This is a genomic window from Peribacillus phoenicis, from assembly GCF_047238085.1.
In the GTDB taxonomy this organism is placed as follows: domain Bacteria; phylum Bacillota; class Bacilli; order Bacillales; family DSM-1321; genus Peribacillus.
In genome coordinates, this window is sequence record NZ_JBDFMF010000001.1 from 568,532 (window position 1) to 593,313 (window position 24,782).

The window sequence follows — 24,782 nt, forward strand, 5'->3', positions numbered from 1 at the left end:
AAAAATAGTAAATTAGTTGTACAAAAGTGATAAAATGGGTAAATGGGAACATACATGACAAGGAGAGATTTATAAAAACCATGATACTTTCACTACTCGGTTTCATCTTAAAAGGAATTTTAATGAAAATACCATTTGCCATACTGGGACTTTCCTTGATTCCGCAGAGATGGATAAACGCAATTACCAAAAAGGATATACCTTTTTTCATTGAACAAGTTCTGAGACTTTTAGTTTCTGCTGCCGTATTGTTTTTCGTTATCGATATCATGCTGCTGGATCTTACTGCCGCTGCATTCTTTTCGAGTTTTGCCATTATTCTAGGGCTCATTCTCATCATCGATTCAAGAATGTATATGTACAGTGCCAGTGAATCTTCAAGCACCAGACGGAATCGGAGGGGAAATGAAGGGGCAAAGCAGCAAAAAACACCTTGGAACGTACATTTCAACAGCTTGATAGGTGTCGTTTTGATTGCAGCATGGGTCATCATGCTGTTTTACCCGATCACTTTTGCCGCAGATCTGCATGGATTGGCGAAGGTCGATAAGAAAAAAGAGCTGGAAGAAGTTCAAGATATAAAAACCATGCCGCTCGTTACAGTGAAAATGGCTGACGCAAAAGGCGATGCAGCAATTAATAAAATAGAAAATGCATCATATTTCACTGAAGGCGAATACCGTCTAACCAATATCAATGAAGAATTGGCTTATACATCACCCATTGAAATGGATGGGTTTTTGAAAGCCGGGAAAGCGGAATACACGCCAGGTTATAATCTGATTTCCGCCGTAGCGACGGATAAAGGGGCAAGTACTGTCAAAGGGAAGATGCTCTATGCTCCCTCACAGTACCTCGATCATGATTTGGAAAGGACGATCCGCAAGGCATATCCAAATAAAATCATCCATGATTCATATTTGGAACCGAATGAAGATGGAAAGCCCTTCTTCGTAGCTTCAGTCGGACGTTATTTGAAATACCGCAGCGGTCCCGTAGTGGATGGGGTGGTATTGGTGAATCCTGAAACGGGGGACACGAAATACTATCCAAAAGGAAAAGAACCTGGATGGGTAGATCGAACATTCACACTGGAAACAGCCCTGGAATATTGGACCTACTGGGGAAAATATGTTCACGGGTGGAAAAACCAGTCCCTGATTGGGCCGAAGAAAGATGTCCTGATTCCTAATGAGGATAATATGCAAGTTACGTTTAACGAAAAAGGCGAATTGATTTATGTAGTGGACTTTACCCGGGCTAAATCAAAAGGCAACTCCAAAACCCTTGTAGGTTATGGTGTTTTCAATGCCAAAACAGGTGAAATGACGTACTATAAAGGCGTCACGTCCGTTCTGACTGGAAAGGAAGCAAAATCCAACGCCAATGCGAGTGAGTTTTTGTCTAAGTACCCAGGCTGGAAAGCCACTAATGGGATTTTCTATACGATTTACGGTGCTCCCACTTATGTGATTCCGGTTACAAAGGGCAGCAAGTTCCAAGGTGTGGCGATCGTTTACGCCAATAGTGATAATCCCCAAGTGGTCTTTGGGAAAACGAAAGACGAAGCTTTCCGTAATTATAAAAAGCTGATTGCCTCTTTAGGGAAAGTCAGCGGTGTGACGCCTCAAAAAGGTTTTGAGATGAAAGAAATAAAAGGGAAGGTATTAAGGATCAATGATGCCAATCTTTCAAATGGATACGTCTTCCATTTAATCGTCGAAGGCAATGCCAAGAGGTTCTCGGTGGATCCTGGTGTCGATGCGCTATCTGATATTGTGTTGACGAATGTAGGAGACAGGGTTGTGCTGAAGGTGATGGATATGGAAGAAGACATCGTTCCAGTCGATGAATTCACTAATTTGGATTTGCCAAAGAAATGATAATGGACCGTGGACATATAAACTGGCCATCTCCAATATAAGCATGAAAAAAGCATTGTTATCCGCAATGCTTTTTTCATGTCTTTGAATGATTGTCATTATAAGTCCGATAGATTGAACGAAAGGATGGATTCCATATAATATCCCTTTTGGATGACGGCTTTTATTGCAAAGTGCCCATTTATCCGTTTCCGCACCCGGTACAGAAGTGAAGCGATTTCCTCTGCCGTCACAATTTGCTCTGGATCACCGACTCTCTCTGGCCATACTTGCTGGACAATTTCTTCCTTTGAAATAAGGTTGTCCAAATTCTCATAAAGCAGCTTAAAGCAATTGAATTCCTTTGTCGGCATTTTAATGGGTGCTTCTTCATTGATGATCACGGTCTGAAGGTGCTCATTGATAGCGACGGTTTGCTGTAACTCGGGGTTCACCGGCGTGAAATCCATTGTTAAGTCGTTGTCGATGGAGATCATGAATTCAATCAATCCATTGACTAAAGTAATCGAATCCCCCGGTTCAATGTGACAGGGATTGCCCGGTACGAGCGGCATCTGGTTCACGGAGGTACCATGTTTGCTTGCCAAATCCTCAATGAGGAGCTGTCCTTCCTCCATATAAATCCGGCAATGTTCCCTGGAAACAAAGTCATTGTAAAGCTTGAAATCAGCTTTGGAGTGCTGGCTGGCACGCCCGATCAGCAGGCTCTTCCCTTCGAATACATAGGCGAATTCCTCGGTTTGGCCTTTGTGCAAGGTTCTCAATACAACCTTGAAAGTTTTATGGAACATTCACTTCATCCCCCCTTTAAAAGTCAGAATTTTTAGATTATTGTCATGGATTTATCATTTTGGCTACATGGCTGTTTAGTGGGTTCAATTTTATAATTATAAATTATCAGACGCTTACTTACTAACGAAAAATGAAAAAAATACAAATTAGGCACACAGCCATTATAAGAAAGAGGATTGACGGATGAAGAAAGTAACTCTATTTTTGCTGATATTCGCTTTGATAGTGGGAGGATTTTTTCTATGGCGTTTCCTCAAAGCCGACAAGGCGACACCTGAAGAAGTATTCGATGACTATGTAAAACAATTCTCCGAGCAGGATTATGACGCGATGCTACACGCCATTTCCGAAGGGGAACTCGAAGAATATGATTATGACAAACAAAGTTTTACAGATAAATATGATGCCATCTTTTCAGGGATGGAGGCTTCAACCATCACGGTTTTATCCAAGGAGCTGCTCTACGATGAAGATATCGAAGCATATGAAGGCAGCTTTAAAGTGAAAATCCATACATTTCTTGGTGAAATCCTGGCCTCCTATCAGACTGCCTTCACTAAAGTGGATACGGAAGAAGGGGAGGCGTGGAAGGTGAAGTGGAATCCTTCCTTGATCTTACCGGGAATGGAGAAGGGCGATAAAGTCAGCGTGCAGACATATTTGCCGAAGCGAGGGGAAATCCGTGACCGGAATGGAAATCCGCTCGCTGTTAATGCCGATGTGTATGATATGGGAATCATTCCAGGTGAGCTGGGAAATTCCAAAGAAGCAAGCATCAAAAAGCTAAGCAGCGCTTTCGATATTCCTGAAGAAACCTTCAATAAGGCGCTTGATAAAAAATGGGTGACAAAAGACAGCTTCGTACCGATTGCCACTATGCCGGTAGATTTCAAACCGGAAAGCATCACCGGCAAAGACCTTCCTGGAGTCACCTTCCAAACCGGAAAAACCAGGTACTATCCGGAAAAGGAAAGCAGTGCACATCTGATTGGTTATGTGAAGGAAGTGACGGGCGAGGATTTGGAAAAGGATACCGATCATGTGTATAACGAAGGGGACTATATCGGGAAAGCCGGCCTGGAAGAAGTGTATGAGAAACGATTAAGAGGGAAAAAAGGCGGAATTATCCATATAAAGAGCGAAACGGGCAAGCAGAAAAGCATCATCAAAGAAGTGGAAGCCGTAGATGGGGAAAATATCAATCTGACCATCGATTCGGCACTGCAAAGCGAAATTTATGAAACGATGAAAAAAGATGCCGGGGCAGTGACGGCCATGCATCCTTTGACTGGGGAAATGCTTGCATTGGTCAGCTATCCTTCCATCGACCCGAATTTGATGGTTGGCGGCATGACGGATGAGCAGTGGAAGTCGTACAGCGAAAATCCGAAGCTTCCCTTCTTAAACAGATTCTCAAGCCTGTATGCCCCGGGTTCGACCTTTAAGGCCATAACGGCTGCCGTCGGGCTGACTGTAGGCACGACGTTTCCTGAGAAGAAACGGGAAATTACCGGATTGCAGTGGAAGAAGGACAACAGCTGGGGCGGATACTACGTAACTCGCGTAAAGGATGCTCCTTCGGTTGATATGGTCGATGCCCTCGCCTATTCCGATAATATTTATTTCGCACAGGAAGCCTTGGAAATGGGTGCCGAAAAATTTGAAGAACATGCCATTGAATTTGGATTCAAGGAAGACTATAAGCTGCCTATATATTTGAAAAAGAGCCAGCTTTCCAATAAAGGGATCAACAATGAAGTGTTGCTTGCAGACTCCGCATATGGACAAGGGGAGGTCCTGATGTCCCCGGTTCATTTAGGAACGGCCTTCACGCCATTCGTAAACGGCGGGAATATGGTGATGCCTGTATTGCTGGCAGATGAAAAAGCACAACCACGCAAATCCGTCATTTCAAGTGACGTTGCCAATACCGTAAAAGAGGCATTGATACAAGTGGTGGAGCGGGAAAGCGGAACCGCCCATAACCTTAAAACCACGAAAGCGGTCCTTGGCGCAAAGACAGGCACCGCCGAACTGAAAAGTAAAAAGGGTGAAGATGGATCAGAGAATGGTTTTGCCGTCATCTTTGATGCGGATTCCCCATCCATATTGCTTACAGCGATTGTCGAAGACGTGAAAAATCGCGGCGGCAGCCATTATGTGACAGACAAAATGAAGCCTGTCCTGGATGATTACCTTGCCGCTGAAAAGCAATAGAAAAAGGAGTTGACCATAGGTGAGTATGTGGAGAGATAAAATAAGTGCCTTCAGCATCCTGCTGATGATCATTAGTATGATAGTATATATTATTTTTCCCCATCCCTTTACACTCATTCTGTACTGTATATTTGGAATTGCCTTTATCAGCCTGACTTTATTGAATTAAGACTACCCTTGAATGGGTGGAGGACGGAATAGTAAGAAGAGATGAAAAAAGCCTGCCGTATCAATGGCGGGCTTTTTTTGAGAATAATTTACGGTGAGCCTTAGCATTAGTGAATAAGTTTCTTTATTAATTTGTTCACACGTATAAATATGACTAAACTAATCCAATTTAAATAAAATAAGAAAAAAGAAGTAGGGTAAATTTCCCTACCTCTGAATCTTCAATATACCTTTTTGTAAATTTCCTATATTGTTAAATATCTATAGAATATTGATACGATTTATCATTTTCGGTTCTTATAGTCACTACTACCTTACTTTGATTTGCCCAAATACCAACCTTGAAATTAAGGGTCATACCCCAGCTAGAATAAGGAGCAATAGTAGTGTTAATCCCTGAATTTTCAAGTTTTTCTGCAGTGTATGTTGAATACAGAGAATCATTTTCAAAAATTTCGACCTTCTCTATAAACACACTTTCGTTTGACTCATAATTGTATATGTTAATTGATAAGCTCTTAATTAAATTGTTTATAGTAGCTGAGCCGGATTTATATAAATACAAGTTAGGACGATCCGATATTGTTAAAGTTTTAGAAGTGCTAACCCCGTCAACAGTTGCAGTGATAGTTACTTTCCCTTCCGATAAAGTTTTTAATACTCCATTTTCATCTATCGAAGCCACTGTTTCATCAGAGCTATGCCAACTTATTTGTTGATTAGTAGCATTCTTTGGGGAGATTATAGCCGCTACTTGTTGGCTCACTCCTGTTTTCATAGAAGTAGGAGCAGTGATTGAGACACCAGTTACAGCTATTTTTTGAACAGTGATTGTTCGACTTATCTCTGCAGTATTTCCAGCCGCGTCAGTTACTTTATATGTTACTAAGTAATTTCCTTCAGTCTCTGAATCTACTGAACCACTAGTTTCAATTTTAGCAGTTAGATCACCATCGTTATTATCTGAAGCAGAAACGTCATCTAATAAATTAAATTGTGAATGTAATCCTATCATTGTATCAGCAGCACCAATAATTATAGGTTTAATCGTATCAACAACTGTTACTACACGATTGGCGGTTACAGTATTTCCGGATTGATCGGTAACTGAATAGATTAAAACATAAGTTCCAGCTTTATTAACATTAACCGAACCATCAACTTTAATGGCAGAAGTAATATCTCCGTCACTATTGTCAGAAGCGGAAATATCATCTAGAGCGTTAAAGCTTTCCCCAAAATTAAGTTGAATGTCTTGAATGCCGGATAAAACAGGTTTAAGTGTATCAATCACTGTTACGGTACGATTGGTAGAAACAGTATTTCCTGATTTATCTGTCACCGAATACTTTAAAACATAGGATCCAGCTTTTTTGACATTAACTGAACCATCAACTTTAATGGCAGAAGTAATATCTCCGTCATTATTGTCAGAAGCAGAAATACCCTCTAAAGCAATAAATTTTTCACCTAATTTGATTTGAATATCTTTAATATTCGATAATTTCGGTTTGATATTATCTAGGATTGTAATCGTACGCGTAACAGTCTGTGTATTTTTAGCTTTGTCTGAAACAGTATAGATTAGTTTGTAGTTTCCAGCCTTTTTCATATTAACAGTGCCAGAAACCTTAATATTTTTCGTAATATTTCCGTCGACATTATCCTTCGCAGTAACACCGGATAAAGCGCTAAAAGAAGAATTGATATTTACTGTTTTATTAGAGGCGCCTGAAATAGAAGGTTTAACGGTATCTTTCTTCACAGTAATCGTACGGGTAACCGTGGTTTTATTTTTAGCCTTGTCCGAAACGGAATAAGAGAGCTTATAGTTTCCAGCCTTTTTCATATTTACAGTGCCAGAAACTTTAATATTTTTGCTGATATTCCCATCCACATTATCCTTTGCAGTAACACCGGATAAAGCGTTAAAAGAAGAATTAGTATACACCGTTTTATTTAATGCGCCTGAAATAGAAGGTTTAACGGTATCTTTCTTCACAGTAATCGTACGGGTAACCGTGGTTTTATTTTTAGCCTTGTCCGAAACGGAATAAGAGAGTTTATAGTTTCCAGCTTTTTTCGTATTAACAGTGCCAGAAACTTTAATATTTTTCGTGATATTCCCATCCACATTATCCTTCGCAGTAACGCCGGATAAAGTATTAAAAGAAGAATTAATATACACCGTTTTATTAGAGGCGCCGGAAATAGAAGGTTTAACGGTATCCTTTTTCACAGTAACGGTGCGGGTAACTGCGGTTTTATTTTTAGCTTTGTCCGAAACGGAATAAGAGAGTTTATAGTTTCCAGCTTTTTTCGTATTAACAGTGCCAGAAACTTTAATGTTTTTCGTGATATTTCCATCCACATTGTCCTTCGCAGTAACGCCGGATAAAGCGTTAAAAGAAGAATTGATATTTACCGTTTTATTAACAGCACCAGAAATGGCAGGTGCAACTGTATCCGAAGCTCCAAATGTTACACTAGGTACAGATAAACAAATTAATATTAAACAAATAGCAATGAAACAATTTTGTGTTTTTTCTTTCATATTTCTCTCTCCTAATCCAAATGTATTATATATCTACTGGTACTAATGAATTATAAACCTTCTAAATTATACCACCATTGTTAAATTAAGAGGTGATAAATTATATTAAAGAATTAAAAAAAAATTAGTACTCCATAAATAGAAACTACACACCAAAAATCTAGGGGATATCCAAAATGAACGAGATATTCACCATACTTTAAAAGAGCCATTTTCTAGCAGAAACGGTATAATTAATTGTTAGAAGTAGACATTAAAATATGGACTGCAACTTAGTTTTATCGCGTGTTTTAACTGAATCTTGAGCGAAAGAACCTTTATACAAAAGTCAAAATAAGAAAAGGAGAAACAATGACTAATGAAACAGGATGGAATTTAGACAATAGCTATGCACGTCTACCGGAAAAGTTTTTCACGAGCACGAACCCGACTCCTGTACGTTCACCGGAGTTGATCATTCTCAATGAGAGTTTGGCTGGATCTCTTGGTTTGGACGTAAAGTCCCTGCAAAGCGAAGATGGTGTTGCGGTATTTGCCGGAAACGAGATTCCTGAAGGTGCTTCGCCTCTTTCCCAAGCATATGCTGGCCATCAATTCGGTCATTTTAACATGTTAGGGGACGGCCGGGCGATATTGCTTGGCGAACAGGTCTTGCCCGAAGGCGGGAGGGTCGATATCCAGCTGAAGGGGCCAGGAAGAACGCCGTACTCCCGCGGTGGCGATGGCCGGGCTGCACTTGGACCGATGCTGCGCGAATACATCATCAGCGAGGCGATGCACGGTCTCGGCATTCCTACCACCCGAAGTCTGGCAGTGGTGACGACCGGTGAAACGGTAATCCGTGAAACTGGGCTGCCTGGTGCCATCATGACCCGAGTGGCTTCGAGTCATCTTCGTGTCGGCACTTTTCAATTCGCTGCAAAATGGGGCACGATCGAGGAACTCCGGACACTTGCCGACTATGCCATTAAGCGTCATTTTCCAGACATCGAAGCCGATGAAAACCGTTATCTTTCGCTGCTGCAGGAAGTGGTAAAGCGTCAGGCTGAGCTCATTGCCCAATGGCAGCTGGTTGGCTTCATTCATGGGGTGATGAACACCGACAACATGACGATCAGCGGGGAAACCATCGATTATGGCCCTTGCGCCTTCATGGATGCCTATGACCCTGCAACGGTATTCAGTTCAATTGATAGACAAGGCCGTTATGCCTATGGTAACCAGCCGGTAATTGGGGGTTGGAACCTTGCGCGATTCGCTGAATCCCTATTGCCGCTGTTGCATGATGACCAAGATCAGGCCGTTACTTTGGCACAAGATAAGATTTCCGATTTTAATGATCTGTATCATGCTAATTGGTTAGCGGGAATGAGGGCGAAACTGGGGATATTCAACGAAGAGACTCAGGATGAAGCGCTTATTAATGGCATCCTCAGCATGATGAAAAAGCATGGTGCCGACTATACCAATACCTTCCGTGCCTTGACCTATGATAAAGTGGAGGATTCGGTCCTTTTCGGGACACCGGAATTCGCTCAGTGGCAAGAGCTTTGGAAGGCGAGACTGGGCAGGCAGAAGGAATCGAAAGAATCTTCGGATCAGTTGATGCAGAACAGCAATCCTGCAGTGATCCCACGGAACCACCGGGTGGAAGAAGCGTTGGAAGCGGCAGTGGAGCAAGGGGACTACAGCGTGATGGAACGGCTGTTGGATGTTCTTGCAAATCCCTATGCACACTGCGAGGAACAAGCTGAATACGCCGCACTGCCTGTGTCGACAAAACCTTACCGGACCTTTTGCGGCACCTGATTATAAAACATGTATGAAGCAGCTCCCGCGATTGAAGTCGATTCTTTTTCAACTTCAATTGCGGGAGCCATTTTTATGCCTTTAGTAAAAAAGTTTTGTTTGAAGAATGTCCAGGGCACGGTCAATTTCCGCTAAATCTTCCTTTGATGCATGTTGCAGCCGGCTTTGGAAACGGGATTCTACGATTGCAAAAGCCTCGTTCATCATCATTTCCCCCTCTTTGGAGAGGCGGATGTATTGTTTCCGCCTATCTTCCGAATCACTTATTTTTTCAATTAAATTCTTTTCGCTTAATTTTTTCAGTTCACGGCTCGTGTTAGGCATGGAGATATGCTGACAGTCACTGATTTCACTTGGTGTGACAGGCTGACTGACTGTTATATATTCAAGAATTTTATATTGTACCGGCGTGATGGCATCCGATTTGGCGTTTTGTGTCAATTCGTGTGTGACTTGATGTACGGAAGTTGTAAATGTGACCATTTTTTCAAAAAGAGCTTTTTTGTCCATAACTTTCACCTCTTACTGAAAAGATATCAAAAGTGTTGTCAAAATACAATTATCATTTGACAACAAAAAAGATGGTGCTGTATTATTGTTATCAAATGATAAGTAAATGGGGGGGACGTCATGAACTTGCTGGTCATCTACACATATCCAAATCAAAAAAGCTTAAGCCATGCATTTTTAGAAAAAGTCATCAAAGGAAGTAAGGAGAACCCGAACATAAAGGGGCTGCAGGTCTTGGATTTATATGAAGAGGGCTTCAATCCGCTCTTGGAGTTCAATGAGCATAAACGAAGGCGTGATATGCATCGTGACCCTCAGCTTGAAAAATATAGAAATCAGATTACATGGGCCGACAAGATTGTCTTTGTCTATCCGATCTGGTGGGGGAGGCCTCCTGCCATGCTGATGGGATATATTGATCAATTATTTTCTGCGAATTTTGCCTACAGGGATAAAAAGGGATTGTTCCCGGAAGGCCTTCTGAAGGGAAAGTCGGTCGTATGTGTGTCCACGATGAAGGGACCTGCAAAGTATCCGCTTATCTGGTTGAATGATGCGCATAAAATATTGATGAAAAGAGCACTATTCAATTTTGTCGGAATCAAAAAAGTGAAGTTTTTCGAATTCGGTAATATGGAAAGTCCAAAGGGGAAACAAACTCAAAAGCTAGAAAAGGTTTATCGGTATTTCAGAAAGGTGGCAAGCTAAGTTTTTACGAGATTAATAGTGGGATTCCAGGTGTAGACAAACTAGATAATAATTGATTTTGCCTACAGTTTTTTTTATTTTAAAAAAAGTTTCAGTTGATTTCAGAAATCCGCTCCCTTTCCGCCGACTGTCTGCCAAGCCTCCTCGCCGCAAGCGGCTGTGGGGTCTCGGCTAGCCAGTAATTCGGCAGGAGTGTCGCAAATTTCTTCAATCCAATAAGGATTACAGCAAAAAAACATTAAGGATAATCTAGTCTTGTATTAAATTCGTGGTAATAATTTCGGATTCGGATAAGATCCTTTAAGATCCCCAGTTATAGCTTGTACAATTTGTAAGTTGATTGGAACGTAGGGCACTCGCTTTCCGCGGGCGGTCCGGGAGCCTCCTCGGCGCTTCTTGCGTCTGCGGGGTCTCCCTGGACGCGCTTTTCTAAGCAGGAGTCTTGCACACCCGCTCCAATTAACTTTGCTTTTTTCTACAAACTGTCTTGATCTATAAAGATTAGGCTTTTTTTATTTGTTGTGATATTGAGTCCTCTCAAGACCTGCGGAGCCAAATACACGCAGAGGTGATTACATAGTTTGTTATGTAACCACTTTGCCATCCGCCTTCTTAATCAATCCCGTTTTGTTTTTACGACCCTCCATTTGTTCTTGATGATGGTAACGATCGTGCATATCACAATGATCGTGACCGATGCCAGCCCGCTGAACCATATGCTTTGGAATTCACTTACATGAGGCTGGATGATGTATGAAGCCAAAATGGCCAATACCGCGCTTATCGGTATGTAATCAGGGATTTTCCCTTTGCTGAATACGATAACCAGGATTGGAGCCAGCAATGCCGAGTATATATTGCCTGAATAAAATAAGAGCTCTAATAGGTTTGGGGAATAGAAGAGTGTAGCAACGAAAACCAATCCTCCAATACAGATCGAAAGCAGGCAGGCCATCCTTATTTTTTGCTGGTTGCTTTTTTTTGTTTGTAATGGTTCAAGAATATTGGCTACGATCAGGCTTACCAATGAATGCAGGCAGGCACCGAATGTTGAGGTGATTGCACTGAAAGCGCAGAGCACAAAAAGGATGAAAAAGAATGGTGTCGTTATTTTGTTTGCCAATCCAGCCAGAATCGAGTGGATATCAGTGAAGCCGCCCGTAAAGATAACCATGATGAACAGTGATGAAAAGGAGAGCGGGAATATGATCCATATAAGGCCGGATAAAGAGAATGTCAATCGAACCTTTTTCATTTCTATCATGAATAATCGCTGCCATGATGTCAGGTCAAAGAAAAACTGGCCGAACCCGACAAGAAGTCCAGCAAAAAGAAAACTCCATAGATCATACTTATTGATTACGAGCATGTATGGATGGTATAAACGGATCCCATCATAAACGGGCTGAATCCCTTCCTTGACGAAAAAGTATAAGGGAATCAAGATAACCGCGGCAAACATGAAGACAACTTGAAAAGCTGCTAAACCATGAATGAGCTTTAACCCGCCAAATCCAGCATAAAGGACACAGAAACCGAAAAAAAAGAACAGCCCGACATAGAGCGGGGTATCGAAAAGAAACTGACATAGGGTGGACGCAGCCATTCCCTGAATGAATAAAATGTGTAAGCTGGTTATGACCAGAATCACGATCAATATCCAATATCCGAGGGGATGAAGCCTGACTTTTAAATAGTCCCCGATGGTCAAGCCCACGGGGAAATCCTGCCGGACCCTCTTCCCGATGAAGCTGAACATGAACAGGGCGATCGCTCCCATCAAGGCGTATCCGATCCCTCCGAAAACTCCATACTTCACCATCGATTCGGGGGAAGATAATATCGTGGTTCCTGTCACCCAGCGTGCCAGGAGGGAGATGATCCCTAAACCCATCCCGATTTGAATGGGACCTTGTACGTATTCTTGAAATGTACGTGATCGCAATGTTCATTTTCCTTTCTCGCGGAACTCCTTGGGCGTGATTCCCTCTATCTTCCGGAATAAAGTGCTGAAATAATGCTGGCTATTGAAACCCGATTTTTCAGCGACGTCTGATATGCTCCAGCTGGTGTTATTGGTTAAGGCCCTTTTTGCGGCCTTTATTCTATAGTGCATTAAATATTCCGAAAAGGAAGTGCCAACTTCTTCATGGAATTTCCTGCTTAAATAAGTCGGGTTGGTATGCACTTCACGGGCGATGTCCGAAAGGGAGAGTTTTTCAGCATAATTTTCATGAATGAATGAAAGTGAATGGTGAATTAGGGTTGAATAGTTATGGGAAGATTCCCTTTTGTCATACTTGGCCAGGACTTTATGCAAATCACTTTCTATTACAGGTTTCGTTAAATAATCAACCACGCCTATCCTGATGGATTGCTGGGCATAATCGAAGCTTTGATGCGCGGTCACCATAATGATTTCGACTTCTTTGTTTAGCGCCCTTAAGTCTTCACCAAATTCAAGACCCGATCGCCCCGGCAGATTAATATCCAGGAAAGCGAGGTTGATTTTATGATTTTGGTTGAGGGTCAGTGCCTGACAGGCATCAGCAGCTTTATGAAACTTCCAAAAAGGGTATATGGACTGAATCATATATTCCATTTGTTCAAGGACCAATGGTTCGTCATCAACTAATAATACATTCATTCCGGCTCCGCCTCCTCCAATTTCTTATCAAAAACCAGTGGCCATGATACCTCTACCTTAGTTCCCGATTCAGTAGAAGCTATATTCAATTGTGCACGGTCATTGAAATACAAATATAAACGCTTTTGGATATTATCCAGGCCATGGCCGCCTTCGTCCGTAACGAAAGATTCCTTTCCCATTAACCCATTATCCGCCACTTCCAGATACACCATCTGCGATTCCAGATAAAACCGGATATGCAGCAGGGCTTCGCCCACTTTTTTTTCCAAACCGTGTTTAAACGAATTCTCCACCAATGTCTGAAGAATGAAGGGGGGAACAAGTGCGATTGCTAATGGTTCCGGGCAATCCATATCAATCTTGAGCCGATCACCGAAGCGAAGGGTCTGGATGTCGAGATAATGCTGGGTATACTGAATTTCCTGGGAAAGGGGGATCAATGGTTCTGATGCTTTATATTTGAATTTCAGGAATTGCGAAAATGCCTCTAAGGCCCGTATCAATTCTGCCGTCCTGTTCAGGCGGGCCAAGCCCAGAATGACATTTAGTGTATTAAACAAAAAGTGTGGCTGGATTTGCTGGTTCAATTTATTATATTGTGCTTCTTGCAGTGCTTGCTCCAGGCGGATCTCTTTGTTTTTATTTTCAAGAAGGTCGATCCTTTTCTCGAATATGAATAGAAATAAAAGAGCGATAGCTCCCATGATGGGAGCTAAAATGAAGAGCATGATAATTAAGGTGAATCCCTCGTAACTTAGCATGGAGAACCTCTGCTGGTTATATTTTTAAATAACTTGAATTATTCTGTTTATTAGTATCATACTAAAGACCCCTCCGGAAATCTACAGCTTATGACACAATGTGACAAGCCACTTGATGGTTTTGTGCCGATAGTTTCAGTTCGGGTAGCTGTGTTTTGCAGATATCCTGTACAAAAGGGCACCGTGTATGGAAGCGGCAGCCGTTTGGAGGGTCGATGGGTGAGGGTACATCACCCGTCAATAGGATCCGTTCTCTTTCATGCACAGGATTCGGTACTGGGATGGCCGATAACAATGCCCTTGTATATGGATGCTGAGGCTGTTCGAAAATGGACTTTTTATCGGCTATCTCGACTATCTTTCCGAGATACATGACCATCACCCGATCCGAGATATGTCTGACCACACCTAAGTCATGTGATATGAAAAGAAAGGTAAGGTCGAACTGGCGCTGTAAGGATTTTAATAAATTCAGCACTTGCGCTTGAATGGAGACATCCAGTGCAGAAACAGCTTCGTCACATATGATCAATTTTGGATCCACTGCCAGAGCCCGTGCAATGCCGATCCGCTGTCTCTGGCCGCCGCTGAATTCATGCGGGTATCTTTCCATGGATTCAGGTCTCAGCCCGACATGTCCCAATAATTCTTCGATCCTGCTCTTTCGTTTTTCTTTAGGGACTACATTTTGTATCGCTAATGCTTCTCCGAGAATTTGGCCGATAGTCTGTCTAGGGTTAAGGGAGGCAAATGGATCTTGGAAAATAACTTGCAAATCCTTCCTGGTACGCCTCATTTCTCTTTTTCCTAAACTCAGTAAATCCTTATCCTGAAAGTGAATGCTCCCGCTCGTCGGTTCATCCAATCGAAGGATGGCCCTTCCGGTAGTCGATTTTCCGCAGCCGGATTCGCCGACGATGCTTAAGGTTTCACCCTGTTTGATATCGAAGGTAATGTCATCAACGGCTTTTACATGATTGATGGTCCTTCCGAAAAATCCTCCCTTGATCGGAAAATATTGCTTCAATTGATCCACTTTAAGCAGAACCTTTTTCTCTGCAACTGGTACACTCATCATTATACCCCCACCTTCTCTTGAGTGTCATATTCCTTCTCCCATTGGGGGGTGAACATCCAGCAGCTGACCTCGGTGCTTGGGCCGATAGCTTGGAGATCCGGTACGGCTTGTTCACAAATGCTCTTCGCATGTGCACAGCGGGGAGCGAAGCTGCACCCCTTGGGCATGTTGTAAGGGCTTGGAACGGTCCCGGGAATTGTGGTCAGTTCTTCCTGGTCCATGTCCAGACGGGGAAGGGAGTTCAATAAACCAATGGTGTAAGGATGTTTTGGGTTTGTGAATATTTCCTTGGCCAAGGTGTATTCAACGATTTTCCCTGCGTACATGACAGCGACCCGATCACAGGTTTCGTATACGACACCCAAATCATGTGTAATCAAAATGACAGCCGTCCCGAAATCCTTTTGCAGCGTCTTGATCAGTTCGAGGATTTGGGCTTGAATCGTCACATCCAGTGCTGTTGTAGGTTCATCCGCTATTAAAACTTCAGGGTGGCAGGCAAGTGCCATCGCAATCATGACCCTTTGCCTCATTCCGCCGCTTAGCTCATGCGGCTCCTGTTTTGCCCTCTTTTCAGGTGAAGGGATCCCCACGAGCCGAAGCATGTCGACGGCTTTATTCCATGCTTCCTTTTTTCCCAGCTTTTGATGGAGCCGGATCGCTTCCGCAATTTGCTCGCCCGCTGAATATACGGGATTCAATGATGTCATCGGCTCCTGAAAAATCATCGAAATTTCATTCCCGCGTATGGACCGCATCTGTTTTTCAGACTTCGTAAGCAGGTCCTCCCCTTTAAAAAGGATGCTGCCGCCGGCAATCTTGCCGGGTGGCGATGGAATGAGCCTTAACAATGAGAGCGATGTTATGCTTTTCCCGCTTCCCGACTCCCCGACGATTCCAAGCGTTTCCCCTTTATTGAGGGAGAAACTGATCCCATTGACTGCTTTACTCGTTCCTTCATCAGTGAAAAAGTGGGTCTGCAGGTTTTTTACCTCCAGTATTTTATCAGCAACCTGTTTCATCATCATACCTCCTTAGTTCAAGTCTATTCTTTTGTTAAAGTATCGATAGAGGACATCCACTGCCAAGTTCATGAATACGAAGATAACGGAAGCGATGAGGACGCCGCCTTGGACCATCGGCAAATCCCTCGTTCTGATTGCATCGACTATCAATCTCCCAAGTCCATTGATGGCAAAAAAGGACTCTGTCAATACCGTGCCGCCAAGGAGTGCACCGAACTGGAGGCCAACGACGGTAATGACGGGGATAAGCGCATTTTTCAGGCCGTGTTTATAAATGATGATATATTCTTTCAATCCCTTGGCTCTCGCGGTCCGGATGTAGTCCTGGCGAACGACTTCAAGCATGCTCGACCTGGTCATCCTGGCAACGATGGCCGCTCCGCCGGCCCCAAGGGTTATGGCAGGGAGAATCATGTGGCTGAAGGTTCCCCAACCTGAAACCGGAAACAAATGAAGGTTCACGGAAAAGAAGTAGATAAGCATAAGTCCCAGCCAAAAACTAGGTAACGAGATTCCCAATAAAGCAACGATCATGATGGAAATGTCAGCTGCCGAGTATTGCTTGGTAGCCGAGATGATTCCTGCGATCATTCCAAGCACAACGGTTATGAATATGCTGGCAAGTGCCAGTTCAAGGGTGATGGGCAAGCGGACCATGATTTCGTCCAAAACAGGGCGGCTGCTGCGGAGTGATTCCCCAAAGTCACCTTGAACGGCATGAAGGACATAGTCAACGTATTGATAGAGGATTGGACGATCCAAGCCAAGCTCATGCCGCAGCGATTCAATCGTTTCTTTAGTCGCTCCTTCACCTGCAAGCAGTGTTGCCGGATCTCCCGGGACCATTTGCATGATGAGGAAAACAACAAGACTTACTCCCAGTAATACCGGTATCGTTTGAAGTACCCGTCGGATAATGAATACGAACATTTTCTCTCCTCCTTATTTTTTCATTCTTGGATCCAGGGCATCTCTAAGTCCGTCCCCGAAGATGTTGAAACCAAGTACCAGTGTTGATATCGCTATCCCCGGAAACAAAGCGATGTGGGGGGCACTGAACAAATAATCCCGTCCGCTGCTCAGCATCGCTCCCCATTCTGGAGAGGGCGGCTGGGCACCCAGTCCCAGGAATGATAATCCGGCTGCCGACAGAATGGCCGTTGCCAGACGTAACGTAGCTTGAACGATGACAGGTGATAGAATATTCGGAAAAATATGTTTGCATATGATCGTGAAGTCAGTCGCTCCCAATGCACGAATGGCATCGATATATTCCAGCTTCCTGACTGATAGTGTGGAACCCCGTACAATCCGGGCAAACATCGGTATCGAAAAGACGCCGACCGCTACCATTACATTGATTAAACTCGGACCAAGGGCACTAATGATGGCAAGAGCAAGCAGTATTCCCGGGAAAGCCAGCAGAACATCGACAATCCTCATAATGACGGTATCGATCCATTTTCCGTAATAACCAGCTGTTAACCCGAGGAGTATGCCAATGAACGCCCCGAAGAATACAGAGACAAATCCAACCGTTAATGAAAGCCGTGTTCCATATAATAATCTGCTTAAAATATCCCTTCCCTTATCATCCGTACCCATCCAATGCTCGGCTGATGGAGGCTGGAGTTTGTTGACCAAATCAATTTCATAGGGATCCTGCGGTGAGATCAAAGGGGCAAAGATAGCCAATAAAATATAAAAAAGTACGATGTACCCGCCTACCAATGCCAATTTATTTCGCTTGAATTTTTTATAAAAGGCTTTCCAGTGTCTTAGTTTCGGAGATTTTCTTTCTTTTACATTCAATTCGGTATTATTGATGACGACCTCTGGCTTCATTGGATTTCCTCCTTTTCTTTCATTCAATTTATTCAAAAAAGGGATTGAAGTAAATATGATGCGGAAAAGCAGTAAAGATAATTAAAAAATGAGTAAAGATTCTGAAAATATAAAATTCGGTTTTTTTTTATAATTTACAGTAAGCCCGATGTACTCATAGCTGAAAGTTACTTGGAGAAACAAAGGCAGGTTGAAAAGGGAGGAAATAGAATGAGAAAAGGTATGATTGGGTTGCTTTTTGCTTCTTTATTAGGCATCTCATCCGTTTTATCAGGGTGTGCAACAGAAGAAACCGGCAGTAAGGAAACAGTAGAAAAAGCAAAGGAAGGAGGTACGCTGATCGTCGCGCGATTATCTGATGCGACCACCCTTGACCCTCACTTCATAACAGACATTCCATCTGCAAACGTCGTTTATGAAAAGGTTTATCAAACATTGGTCGTTCCTGACAAAAACATGGATCCTAAACCGCTGCTCGCGAAAGAGTGGAAACAACTGGATGATGTCACGTGGGAGTTTAAATTGCAGGAGGGAGTCAAATTCCATGATGGGGCCCCATTCAATGCCGAAGCGGTGAAAACCAATTTCGACAGGATACTGGATCCGGCAACAGCTTCTCCGCAGGCTGGTAAATTGGAAATGATCAAGGAAATTAAAGTCATTGACGAAACGACCGTACAATTCAAGCTGAAATATCCTTATGCTCCGCTGTTATCGATTTTAGTAAGTAATGAAGGAAGCATAATCAGCCCTAAAGCGATTAAGGAAAATAGTGACAAACTGGCTCAAAATCCAGTTGGGACAGGTCCATTCGTTTTTAAATCGTGGAAGCCTGGTGAAGAAATCGCCCTTTCGAAAAACAAGGACTATTGGGGGGATAAGCCTAAGATTGATGGGGTGTTATTCAAGGTTGTCCCTGAAGATGCCACGAGGATTGCAATGATAGAAACGGGTGAAGCACATGTGACCGATCAAGTGCCAGTGACGGAGATTGATAGGATCGAAGCGTCAGGCACGATGGATTTATATCGCACGGAGGGACTTGCCGTTGAATACTTAAGCTTCAATGTTAAGAAAAAACCTTTTGATGATGTACGGGTCCGTAAGGCGGTCGCTCATGCCATCGAAGTCGATTCCATTATCAAAGGGGTTTATAACGACGTCGGCACGAGGGCAAATTCAACAATGAGCCCGAAGGTGTTTGGTTATGATCCGGAAATAAAAGGCTACGACTATGATATTAATGAATCGAAGAAGCTCTTGAATGAAGCGGGGGTCAAGGATGGTTTGGAGTTTACACTGACGACGAGTGATCGTAAGGAAAGGATCAATATGGCCGAGGTGATTCAATCCCAGTTAAAAGGAATCGGTATTAAGGTCAAGATTCAAGTCCTTGAGTATGGGGCTTACATTGACGCGACAGCCAAGGGCGAGCACCAGGTAGCGATAGGCGGCTGGGGCAATGCTACCGGGGATGGAGATTATAATCAATTCAATCTTTTCAATACCAAATCCCAAGGTGCTGCGGGAAATAGTTCATTCTATAGCAATCCGGAAGTTGATAAATTGATTGAAAATGCACGTAAAGAATCGGATGGCGATAAACGTAAGGAACTATATTCGAAGGCACAAGCAATTGAAAGGGAAGAAGTTCCATATGTTCCTATCCGAAACTATGAACACTTGGCGGTATACGGTGGGACAGTTAAAGGACTGTGGCTGAATCCGGCAAATTATTTAATGCTTGATGACGTAACCGTGAAGTAGGAATTCATCACAAATGGAAGGCAGCATAAGGAAGTTATGCTGCCTTCTCAATTAGGAGGGGAAAGTATGATAGATTTACTGCTAATCCATGGGACCGTTATTACCATGGATCAAAACAGGAGAATTCTGCAGGATGGTGCCATCGCCATACATCAAGGAAGGATTTTAGCCGTAGATTCAACGGAAAAACTGAAATTGGAGTATGAAGCTGTAAAAGTCATCGATTGCAGCCATCAATGCATATTGCCTGGATTGATAGATGTTCATGGTCATGGGGGACATTCCATGTTCAAAACGATCGCCATGGAGAATATTGATTTTTGGATGCCCATCATGACGAATGCTTACAAGCATTTTGTTACAGATGACTTTTGGTATTACGAAGGAAAGCTATCCTCCCTTGAGAGATTAAAGGCGGGCGTGACAACTGGGGTTAGCGTGTTAGGATCCATGCCGCGGTCCGATGAACCGATTTTTGCCATCAATCATGCAAAAGCATACGCCGAAGTTGGGATCAGGGAAGTGGTATGCACAGGTCCTTGCAACCCTCCATGGCCCCATTCATTCAGCCGGTGGATTGACGGAAAGAGAGTGGTAAAGGAAGTTTCATATGAAGAAGTATTACAGGGGGCGGAAGCTGTAATCGAGGCGCTGAACCATGCAAATGAGGACCGCACGAGGGCCTTCATTACACCATTTGTCATCGTTACATCAGTGGATCCCTCGAATCCCACCTCGCCGGACAGGCTTTATGGGCTGACTGATCATGACCTTTATCAAGCGAAGAAAATAAGGGAGATTGCCAGGAAATATAACACACGCATTCACTCAGATGCCTTTGGCGGGATGATTCATTTAGCGATACAGGATAAGGAAAACGCCCTATTGGGTCCAGATGTCCATTTACAGCATTGTCGGGGCATTTCCTTTGATGAAGCAAGAATACTGGCAGAAACAGGTACCAACGTCAGTGCATCACCTGGATTTGGCCAGGTTCATGCCCGTACCCCGATAACTGAATTATTGGAGATGGGGACAACTGTGGCAATCTCCACGGATGGGACTTCCCCTTCCACAAGCTTTGATATGTTTCAGGCAATGAGGAAAACACAGTTTGTTCACCAGGCAGCGCTTAGGGACTACTATTATTTACCTCCAGGCAAGCTACTGGAAATGATCACGATAGATGCTGCGAAATGCATTGGCTGGGATGATGAAATAGGCTCCCTTGAAATCGGGAAAAAAGCGGATGTCATTACGGTCAATCTGCATCGGCCGCATCTGACCCCTGAATTCATGCATGTTCACCGGCTTGTATTTCAAGCAGTGGCGAATGATGTGGAGCATGTCATCGTTGATGGGAAATTGATCATGGAAGGAAGGGAAGTACGGACGGTCCATGAAAGTACAGTGCTTGATGAAGCGAATGAAGAAGCCTTTTCAACGATAAAGCGTGCGGGGCTCGAAAAGTATATGCAGCCGACGAAATATTTCTGGGGCCATGCCAGGGCCTATGTAGATGAAAAGCGATATGACGAACGCGAAGACGCTGCCGTGATGGTGAAAGGGGAATAAGATGAAAACCAAGCTTAAAGGAAGATATGTAATTGGGTATGATGGATGCGATCATGTCATTTTGGAAAACGCAGAGATCGTTTATGAAAACGACACGATTTTGTATGTCGGAAAAAATTATCCAGAAGAAGTGGACGAGGTAATGGATGCCGGTAATGCGATTATCAGTCCCGGGTTCATAGATTTAAATGCATTAGGTGACATTGACCATGATATTTTACATTTTGAAGCAAGTGCCGCCAGACAGAAGAATCTTCTTTGGTCAGAGAAATATATAAAAAGCGGACATCCTGAATTAATGACCGAGGAAGAAGAAGCGTTTAAATCACTATATGCTTATTCACAGCTCATTCTTCATGGCGTGACGACGGCGATGCCCATTACTTCCGTTTTTTATAAAAGCTGGGCTGAATCCTATGATGAATTGGCAGCTGCCGCAGAACATGCCGCTGGATTGGGGTTAAGGATTTACCTTGGTCCGAGTTTCCAATCAGGAATGAGAGTCGTCCAGCCTGACGGGAAAATTAAACTGCATTGGGATGAAAAAGCCGGGGAAGCGGGATTACGGAAAGCGGTCGAGTTTGTAAAAAAATTCGATGGAGCCCATGAAGGAATGGTCAGGGGGATGCTTGCCCCAGAACGTGTAGAGTCTCAAACGGCGGATCAATTAAAACAGATTAAATATTACAGCGAAAAATTGAATGTACCGATAAAGCTTCATGCTGCACAAGGCAGTTTTGAGTTCAACACCATCTGGGAAGCTCATCATGTTACACCGATCAGATATTTGTACGACCTTGGCTTTCTCGGTCCGAGAACAGGGATCCCGCACGCCCACTTTATTTCAGGATACAGTAAAGCGAAATATGGCCAGGGTGATGACTTGGCGCTGCTTGCTGAAACGAATACAACGGTGATCCATTGCCCGCTGATCATCGGAAGGCACGGGGAGGCGTTAGAATCTTTTGCCAAATATAAACGGGCTGGGATCAATATAGCCCTTGGAACGGATACATTCCCTCCGGATATGTTCCAGAACATCAGGACAGGAAGCATGCTCTCACGGCTGGCGGCAGGAGAAACGGAAGGCTCTGTTTATGCCGATTTCTTTCGGTCAGCCACACTTGATGCGGCCGCCTTTCTTGGCAGGAACGATCTAGGACGCATCGCAGCGGGGGCCAAGGCGGATATCATCGCGATTGACTTGGACGGTTTCCATATGGGGGTAATCGATGATCCGATTCGAACCATGTTCGTAAGCGGCTCTGGGAGGGACGTTAAATTATCGATCATCAATGGAAAAGTAGTCATGAAGGATCAAATAATCCCCGATCTTGATTTAACGGAAATCAAATATAAGGGGCAGCAATATTTCAATAAGATGAGAAGAGGATATATGGAAAGGGATTATCAGGAGCTTCCCGAGAAAGAATTGTTCAAGCCATCATTCAAGGTCGTGGAAACGATAAGCGATCCAGAAGCGATTTATGGAAACAAGTAAAGAAAATGAAAAACATAGTAAAGATATTCGAAATAAATAATCAGAATATTTCCTATAATTAGATAAATGTTCGAAAAATGAAATTGGGAGGTAGAAGACCATGGGGTTAAAACGTAGGGCAGGAAAGCTTTTTCTAGTCATGATCATGGCCATCATCATTGCGGGCTGTTCTTCTAACAATGACGTAAGCACAACAGAAAGTGATCCGAACAGAGCATCAAACGAAGGGGGTACATTGGTCATTGCCCGCCTATCCGACGCTGAGAATTTGGATCAGCAGTTCATGTCCACGATTAACGCCGCTAGCGTCACTCACCATAAAATCTATGAAGGCCTTGTACAACGGGATGAGAATAGTGAGATACAGCCAATGCTAGCAGAAAAATGGAAGCAAATAAATGACACGACCTGGGAATTCAAGCTTAGGGAAGATGTAAAGTTTCATGATGGCACACCATTTAATGCAGATGCAGTAAAAAAGACATTTGATCGACTATTAGATCCGATGGTCGCTTCTCCGAGGGCGGTAGTATTCGATATGGTAAAAGAGGTGAAACCGGTTGATGAATTTACCGTGCAATTCATTTTGAAGGAACCTTTTTCTCCTCTTCTTTCGATATTGGCGAATCATGAAGGCGGAATCATCAGTCCGAAAACGATTGAAAAGTATGGCAAAAAGATTATCCAGGAACCGAATGGAACCGGTCCTTTCGTTTTTGATTCATGGTCTCCAGGCCAGGAAATCATATTGACGAAAAACGACAGCTATTGGGGAGACGAGCCAAAAGTGGACAAGGTCCTCTTCAAGGTCGTCCCCGAAGACTCCACGAGGATATCGATGATAGAAACTGGTGAAGCGCATATCGCAGAGCCTCTTCCTGTAGCTGTCATGGACCAGGTGGAATCTTCACCGGCAATGGATGTTTACCGCAGTGAAGGGTATGGAACCGAATATTTAGGGTTCAATGTCAATAATGAACCGTTCAATGATGTAAAGGTACGTAAAGCCATCGCCCATGCCATTGAAATGGACTCGATTATCAAGGGGGTCTTTAATAATGTGGGAGTAAAGGCGAACTCCTTGATGGGCTCTAAGGTATTCGGGTACAACGAAGATCTCGAAGCCTATGATTACAACCTGAAGGAAGCAAAGAAACTGATGGCCGAAGCTGGATATTCTGAGGGCTTGGATGCAACCATCCTGACAATGGACAGTAAAGAAAGAGTTAACTTGGCCGAGGTCCTGCAATCCCAACTGAAAGGTATCGGCATTAATTTGAAAGTACAGGTAATGGAGTACGGTTCGTTCGTGGAACAAGTGAATAAAGGGCAATCGGAAATGTTCATCATCAGCTGGAGAAACGCGACCGGCGATGCTGATTATAATCAATATAATCTATTTCATACGGAATCACAGGGAGCGGCCGGCAATACATTCTTTTACAGCAATCAAAAGGTTGATCGTTTAATAGATGCCGCCAGGAAGGAAAAAGAAGAAGGGAAGCGCAAAGAACTATACGCAGAGGCACAGGAAATCGAGATGGGCGACACCCCGTATATTCCTGTAAGGGTCATAGAAAATGTTGCTGCAGTCGCGAAAGATGTAAAAGGATTTTCAATCAGCCCTTCAGGCTATTTGGAGATAAATGACGTAACGATAAAGTGATGCGCAGATAAGAACAAAGGGTTCATCCAGTTTATTGGAGTCCGAAAAGTGAGATGAAGGTCGAAAAAAATTCGTGAACGGTCGAATACAGTGCCTCAACGGTCGAATAAAATGCTGGGTAGGTCGAATACTGTGCGTGAACGGCCGAATAAGTGGTTATGGTTAGGTCGATAAACTGCGTCAACGGCCCATGACAGTGCAGCGGGTCGAATAAGGTGCTCCGGTCTTTATGTTTTTTCTGTAATCCTCATTGGATTGAAGAGATTTGCGACA

18 protein-coding genes are annotated in these 24,782 nt (G+C 43.4%); 8 read left to right on the forward strand and 10 right to left on the reverse strand.

The annotated features are described in order from the left end of the window. Window positions 1-122: 122 nt before the first annotated feature. Window positions 123-1,883, forward strand: coding sequence for a hypothetical protein (locus ABC374_RS02900; protein ID WP_413015803.1), 1,761 nt, complete (start codon window positions 123-125; stop codon window positions 1,881-1,883). Window positions 1,884-1,981: 98 nt separating this feature from the next. Here the strand turns inward: ABC374_RS02900 and ABC374_RS02905 are convergent, their stop codons facing one another. Continuing rightward, window positions 1,982-2,674, reverse strand: coding sequence for an FHA domain-containing protein (locus ABC374_RS02905; RefSeq protein WP_413015805.1), 693 nt, complete (start codon window positions 2,672-2,674; stop codon window positions 1,982-1,984). 184 nt (window positions 2,675-2,858) lie between these two features. Here ABC374_RS02905 and pbp4 point away from each other — a divergent pair, with 184 nt between their 5' ends. Continuing rightward, window positions 2,859-4,892: a penicillin-binding protein PBP4(5) gene (pbp4, locus tag ABC374_RS02910; RefSeq protein WP_413015807.1), complete on the forward strand. Its 2,034-nt coding sequence runs from the start codon at window positions 2,859-2,861 to the stop codon at window positions 4,890-4,892. A 421-nt stretch (window positions 4,893-5,313) separates the two neighbouring features. Here the strand turns inward: pbp4 and ABC374_RS02915 are convergent, their stop codons facing one another. Further along, complete coding sequence (locus ABC374_RS02915) at window positions 5,314-7,614, reverse strand: immunoglobulin-like domain-containing protein (RefSeq protein ID WP_413015809.1); 2,301 nt, start codon at window positions 7,612-7,614, stop codon at window positions 5,314-5,316. 351 nt (window positions 7,615-7,965) lie between these two features. On the opposite strand from ABC374_RS02915, the gene ABC374_RS02920 reads away from it, so the two are divergent. After that, entirely contained in the window at window positions 7,966-9,423 is a 1,458-nt protein-coding gene (locus ABC374_RS02920; protein WP_413015811.1) for a protein adenylyltransferase SelO, read from the forward strand. An 81-nt stretch (window positions 9,424-9,504) separates the two neighbouring features. Here ABC374_RS02920 and ABC374_RS02925 read toward each other — a convergent pair whose 3' ends face one another. Further along, on the reverse strand, window positions 9,505-9,933 hold the full coding sequence (locus ABC374_RS02925; RefSeq protein WP_413015813.1) for a MarR family winged helix-turn-helix transcriptional regulator: 429 nt from the start codon (window positions 9,931-9,933) through the stop codon (window positions 9,505-9,507). A gap of 120 nt (window positions 9,934-10,053) precedes the next feature. On the opposite strand from ABC374_RS02925, the gene ABC374_RS02930 reads away from it, so the two are divergent. Further along, the gene (locus ABC374_RS02930) at window positions 10,054-10,641 is read left to right on the forward strand and encodes an NAD(P)H-dependent oxidoreductase (RefSeq protein WP_350301458.1); all 588 of its coding nucleotides are present in this window, start codon (window positions 10,054-10,056) and stop codon (window positions 10,639-10,641) included. 616 nt (window positions 10,642-11,257) lie between these two features. Here the strand turns inward: ABC374_RS02930 and ABC374_RS02935 are convergent. The 7 genes from ABC374_RS02935 to nikC all read right to left on the reverse strand — a co-directional run bounded on the left by ABC374_RS02935 (window position 11,258) and on the right by nikC (window position 18,000). Continuing rightward, a complete protein-coding gene (locus ABC374_RS02935) occupies window positions 11,258-12,586 on the reverse strand; it encodes a transporter (RefSeq protein ID WP_413015815.1) in 1,329 nt (442 codons plus the stop codon). A gap of 3 nt (window positions 12,587-12,589) precedes the next feature. Beyond that, window positions 12,590-13,288 carry a response regulator transcription factor gene (locus tag ABC374_RS02940; RefSeq protein WP_057278356.1) on the reverse strand — a complete coding sequence of 233 codons (699 nt, stop codon included), beginning with the start codon at window positions 13,286-13,288 and terminating at the stop codon, window positions 12,590-12,592. Next, window positions 13,285-14,052 carry a sensor histidine kinase gene (locus tag ABC374_RS02945; protein ID WP_137017448.1) on the reverse strand — a complete coding sequence of 256 codons (768 nt, stop codon included), beginning with the start codon at window positions 14,050-14,052 and terminating at the stop codon, window positions 13,285-13,287. Before ABC374_RS02945 ends, ABC374_RS02940 begins: the two co-directional genes overlap by 4 nt. A gap of 88 nt (window positions 14,053-14,140) precedes the next feature. Next, entirely contained in the window at window positions 14,141-15,130 is a 990-nt protein-coding gene (locus ABC374_RS02950; RefSeq protein ID WP_413015818.1) for an ABC transporter ATP-binding protein, read from the reverse strand. Continuing rightward, a complete protein-coding gene (locus ABC374_RS02955; protein ID WP_413020256.1) occupies window positions 15,130-16,152 on the reverse strand; it encodes an ABC transporter ATP-binding protein in 1,023 nt (340 codons plus the stop codon). The genes ABC374_RS02950 and ABC374_RS02955 overlap by 1 nt, the downstream gene beginning before the upstream one ends. Window positions 16,153-16,164: 12 nt before the next feature. Beyond that, window positions 16,165-17,085 (reverse strand): nickel ABC transporter permease, encoded by a 921-nt coding sequence (gene nikB / locus ABC374_RS02960; protein ID WP_413015820.1) that lies wholly within the window; start codon window positions 17,083-17,085, stop codon window positions 16,165-16,167. A 12-nt stretch (window positions 17,086-17,097) separates the two neighbouring features. After that, window positions 17,098-18,000, reverse strand: a complete 903-nt coding sequence (gene nikC, locus ABC374_RS02965; RefSeq protein WP_053536318.1) for a nickel transporter permease — start codon at window positions 17,998-18,000, stop codon at window positions 17,098-17,100. A gap of 210 nt (window positions 18,001-18,210) precedes the next feature. On the opposite strand from nikC, the gene ABC374_RS02970 reads away from it, so the two are divergent. The 4 genes from ABC374_RS02970 to ABC374_RS02985 all read left to right on the forward strand — a co-directional run bounded on the left by ABC374_RS02970 (window position 18,211) and on the right by ABC374_RS02985 (window position 24,509). Beyond that, window positions 18,211-19,767 carry a glutathione ABC transporter substrate-binding protein gene (locus ABC374_RS02970; protein WP_413015822.1) on the forward strand — a complete coding sequence of 519 codons (1,557 nt, stop codon included), beginning with the start codon at window positions 18,211-18,213 and terminating at the stop codon, window positions 19,765-19,767. Between the two features lie 66 nt (window positions 19,768-19,833). Continuing rightward, complete coding sequence (locus ABC374_RS02975) at window positions 19,834-21,342, forward strand: amidohydrolase family protein (RefSeq protein WP_413015824.1); 1,509 nt, start codon at window positions 19,834-19,836, stop codon at window positions 21,340-21,342. A gap of 1 nt (window position 21,343) precedes the next feature. Beyond that, a complete protein-coding gene (locus tag ABC374_RS02980) occupies window positions 21,344-22,843 on the forward strand; it encodes an amidohydrolase family protein (protein ID WP_413015826.1) in 1,500 nt (499 codons plus the stop codon). Between the two features lie 100 nt (window positions 22,844-22,943). Further along, on the forward strand, window positions 22,944-24,509 hold the full coding sequence (locus ABC374_RS02985; protein ID WP_413015828.1) for a glutathione ABC transporter substrate-binding protein: 1,566 nt from the start codon (window positions 22,944-22,946) through the stop codon (window positions 24,507-24,509). Window positions 24,510-24,782 lie beyond the last annotated feature (273 nt).

Excerpts from the sequence above, each read along its gene's own strand:
- ABC374_RS02900 (WP_413015803.1), top strand. The coding sequence starts at position 123 with ATGAAAATACCATTTGCCATACTGGGACTTTCCTTGATTCCGCAGAGA.
- ABC374_RS02905 (WP_413015805.1), bottom strand. The coding sequence starts at position 2,674 with ATGTTCCATAAAACTTTCAAGGTTGTATTGAGAACCTTGCACAAAGGC.
- pbp4 (WP_413015807.1), top strand. The coding sequence starts at position 2,859 with ATGAAGAAAGTAACTCTATTTTTGCTGATATTCGCTTTGATAGTGGGA.
- ABC374_RS02915 (WP_413015809.1), bottom strand. The coding sequence starts at position 7,614 with ATGAAAGAAAAAACACAAAATTGTTTCATTGCTATTTGTTTAATATTA.
- ABC374_RS02920 (WP_413015811.1), top strand. The coding sequence starts at position 7,966 with ATGACTAATGAAACAGGATGGAATTTAGACAATAGCTATGCACGTCTA.
- ABC374_RS02925 (WP_413015813.1), bottom strand. The coding sequence starts at position 9,933 with ATGGACAAAAAAGCTCTTTTTGAAAAAATGGTCACATTTACAACTTCC.
- ABC374_RS02930 (WP_350301458.1), top strand. The coding sequence starts at position 10,054 with ATGAACTTGCTGGTCATCTACACATATCCAAATCAAAAAAGCTTAAGC.
- ABC374_RS02940 (WP_057278356.1), bottom strand. The coding sequence starts at position 13,288 with ATGAATGTATTATTAGTTGATGACGAACCATTGGTCCTTGAACAAATG.
- ABC374_RS02945 (WP_137017448.1), bottom strand. The coding sequence starts at position 14,052 with ATGCTAAGTTACGAGGGATTCACCTTAATTATCATGCTCTTCATTTTA.
- ABC374_RS02950 (WP_413015818.1), bottom strand. The coding sequence starts at position 15,130 with ATGATGAGTGTACCAGTTGCAGAGAAAAAGGTTCTGCTTAAAGTGGAT.
- ABC374_RS02955 (WP_413020256.1), bottom strand. The coding sequence starts at position 16,152 with ATGAAACAGGTTGCTGATAAAATACTGGAGGTAAAAAACCTGCAGACC.
- nikB (WP_413015820.1), bottom strand. The coding sequence starts at position 17,085 with ATGTTCGTATTCATTATCCGACGGGTACTTCAAACGATACCGGTATTA.
- nikC (WP_053536318.1), bottom strand. The coding sequence starts at position 18,000 with ATGAAGCCAGAGGTCGTCATCAATAATACCGAATTGAATGTAAAAGAA.
- ABC374_RS02970 (WP_413015822.1), top strand. The coding sequence starts at position 18,211 with ATGAGAAAAGGTATGATTGGGTTGCTTTTTGCTTCTTTATTAGGCATC.
- ABC374_RS02975 (WP_413015824.1), top strand. The coding sequence starts at position 19,834 with ATGATAGATTTACTGCTAATCCATGGGACCGTTATTACCATGGATCAA.
- ABC374_RS02980 (WP_413015826.1), top strand. The coding sequence starts at position 21,344 with ATGAAAACCAAGCTTAAAGGAAGATATGTAATTGGGTATGATGGATGC.
- ABC374_RS02985 (WP_413015828.1), top strand. The coding sequence starts at position 22,944 with ATGGGGTTAAAACGTAGGGCAGGAAAGCTTTTTCTAGTCATGATCATG.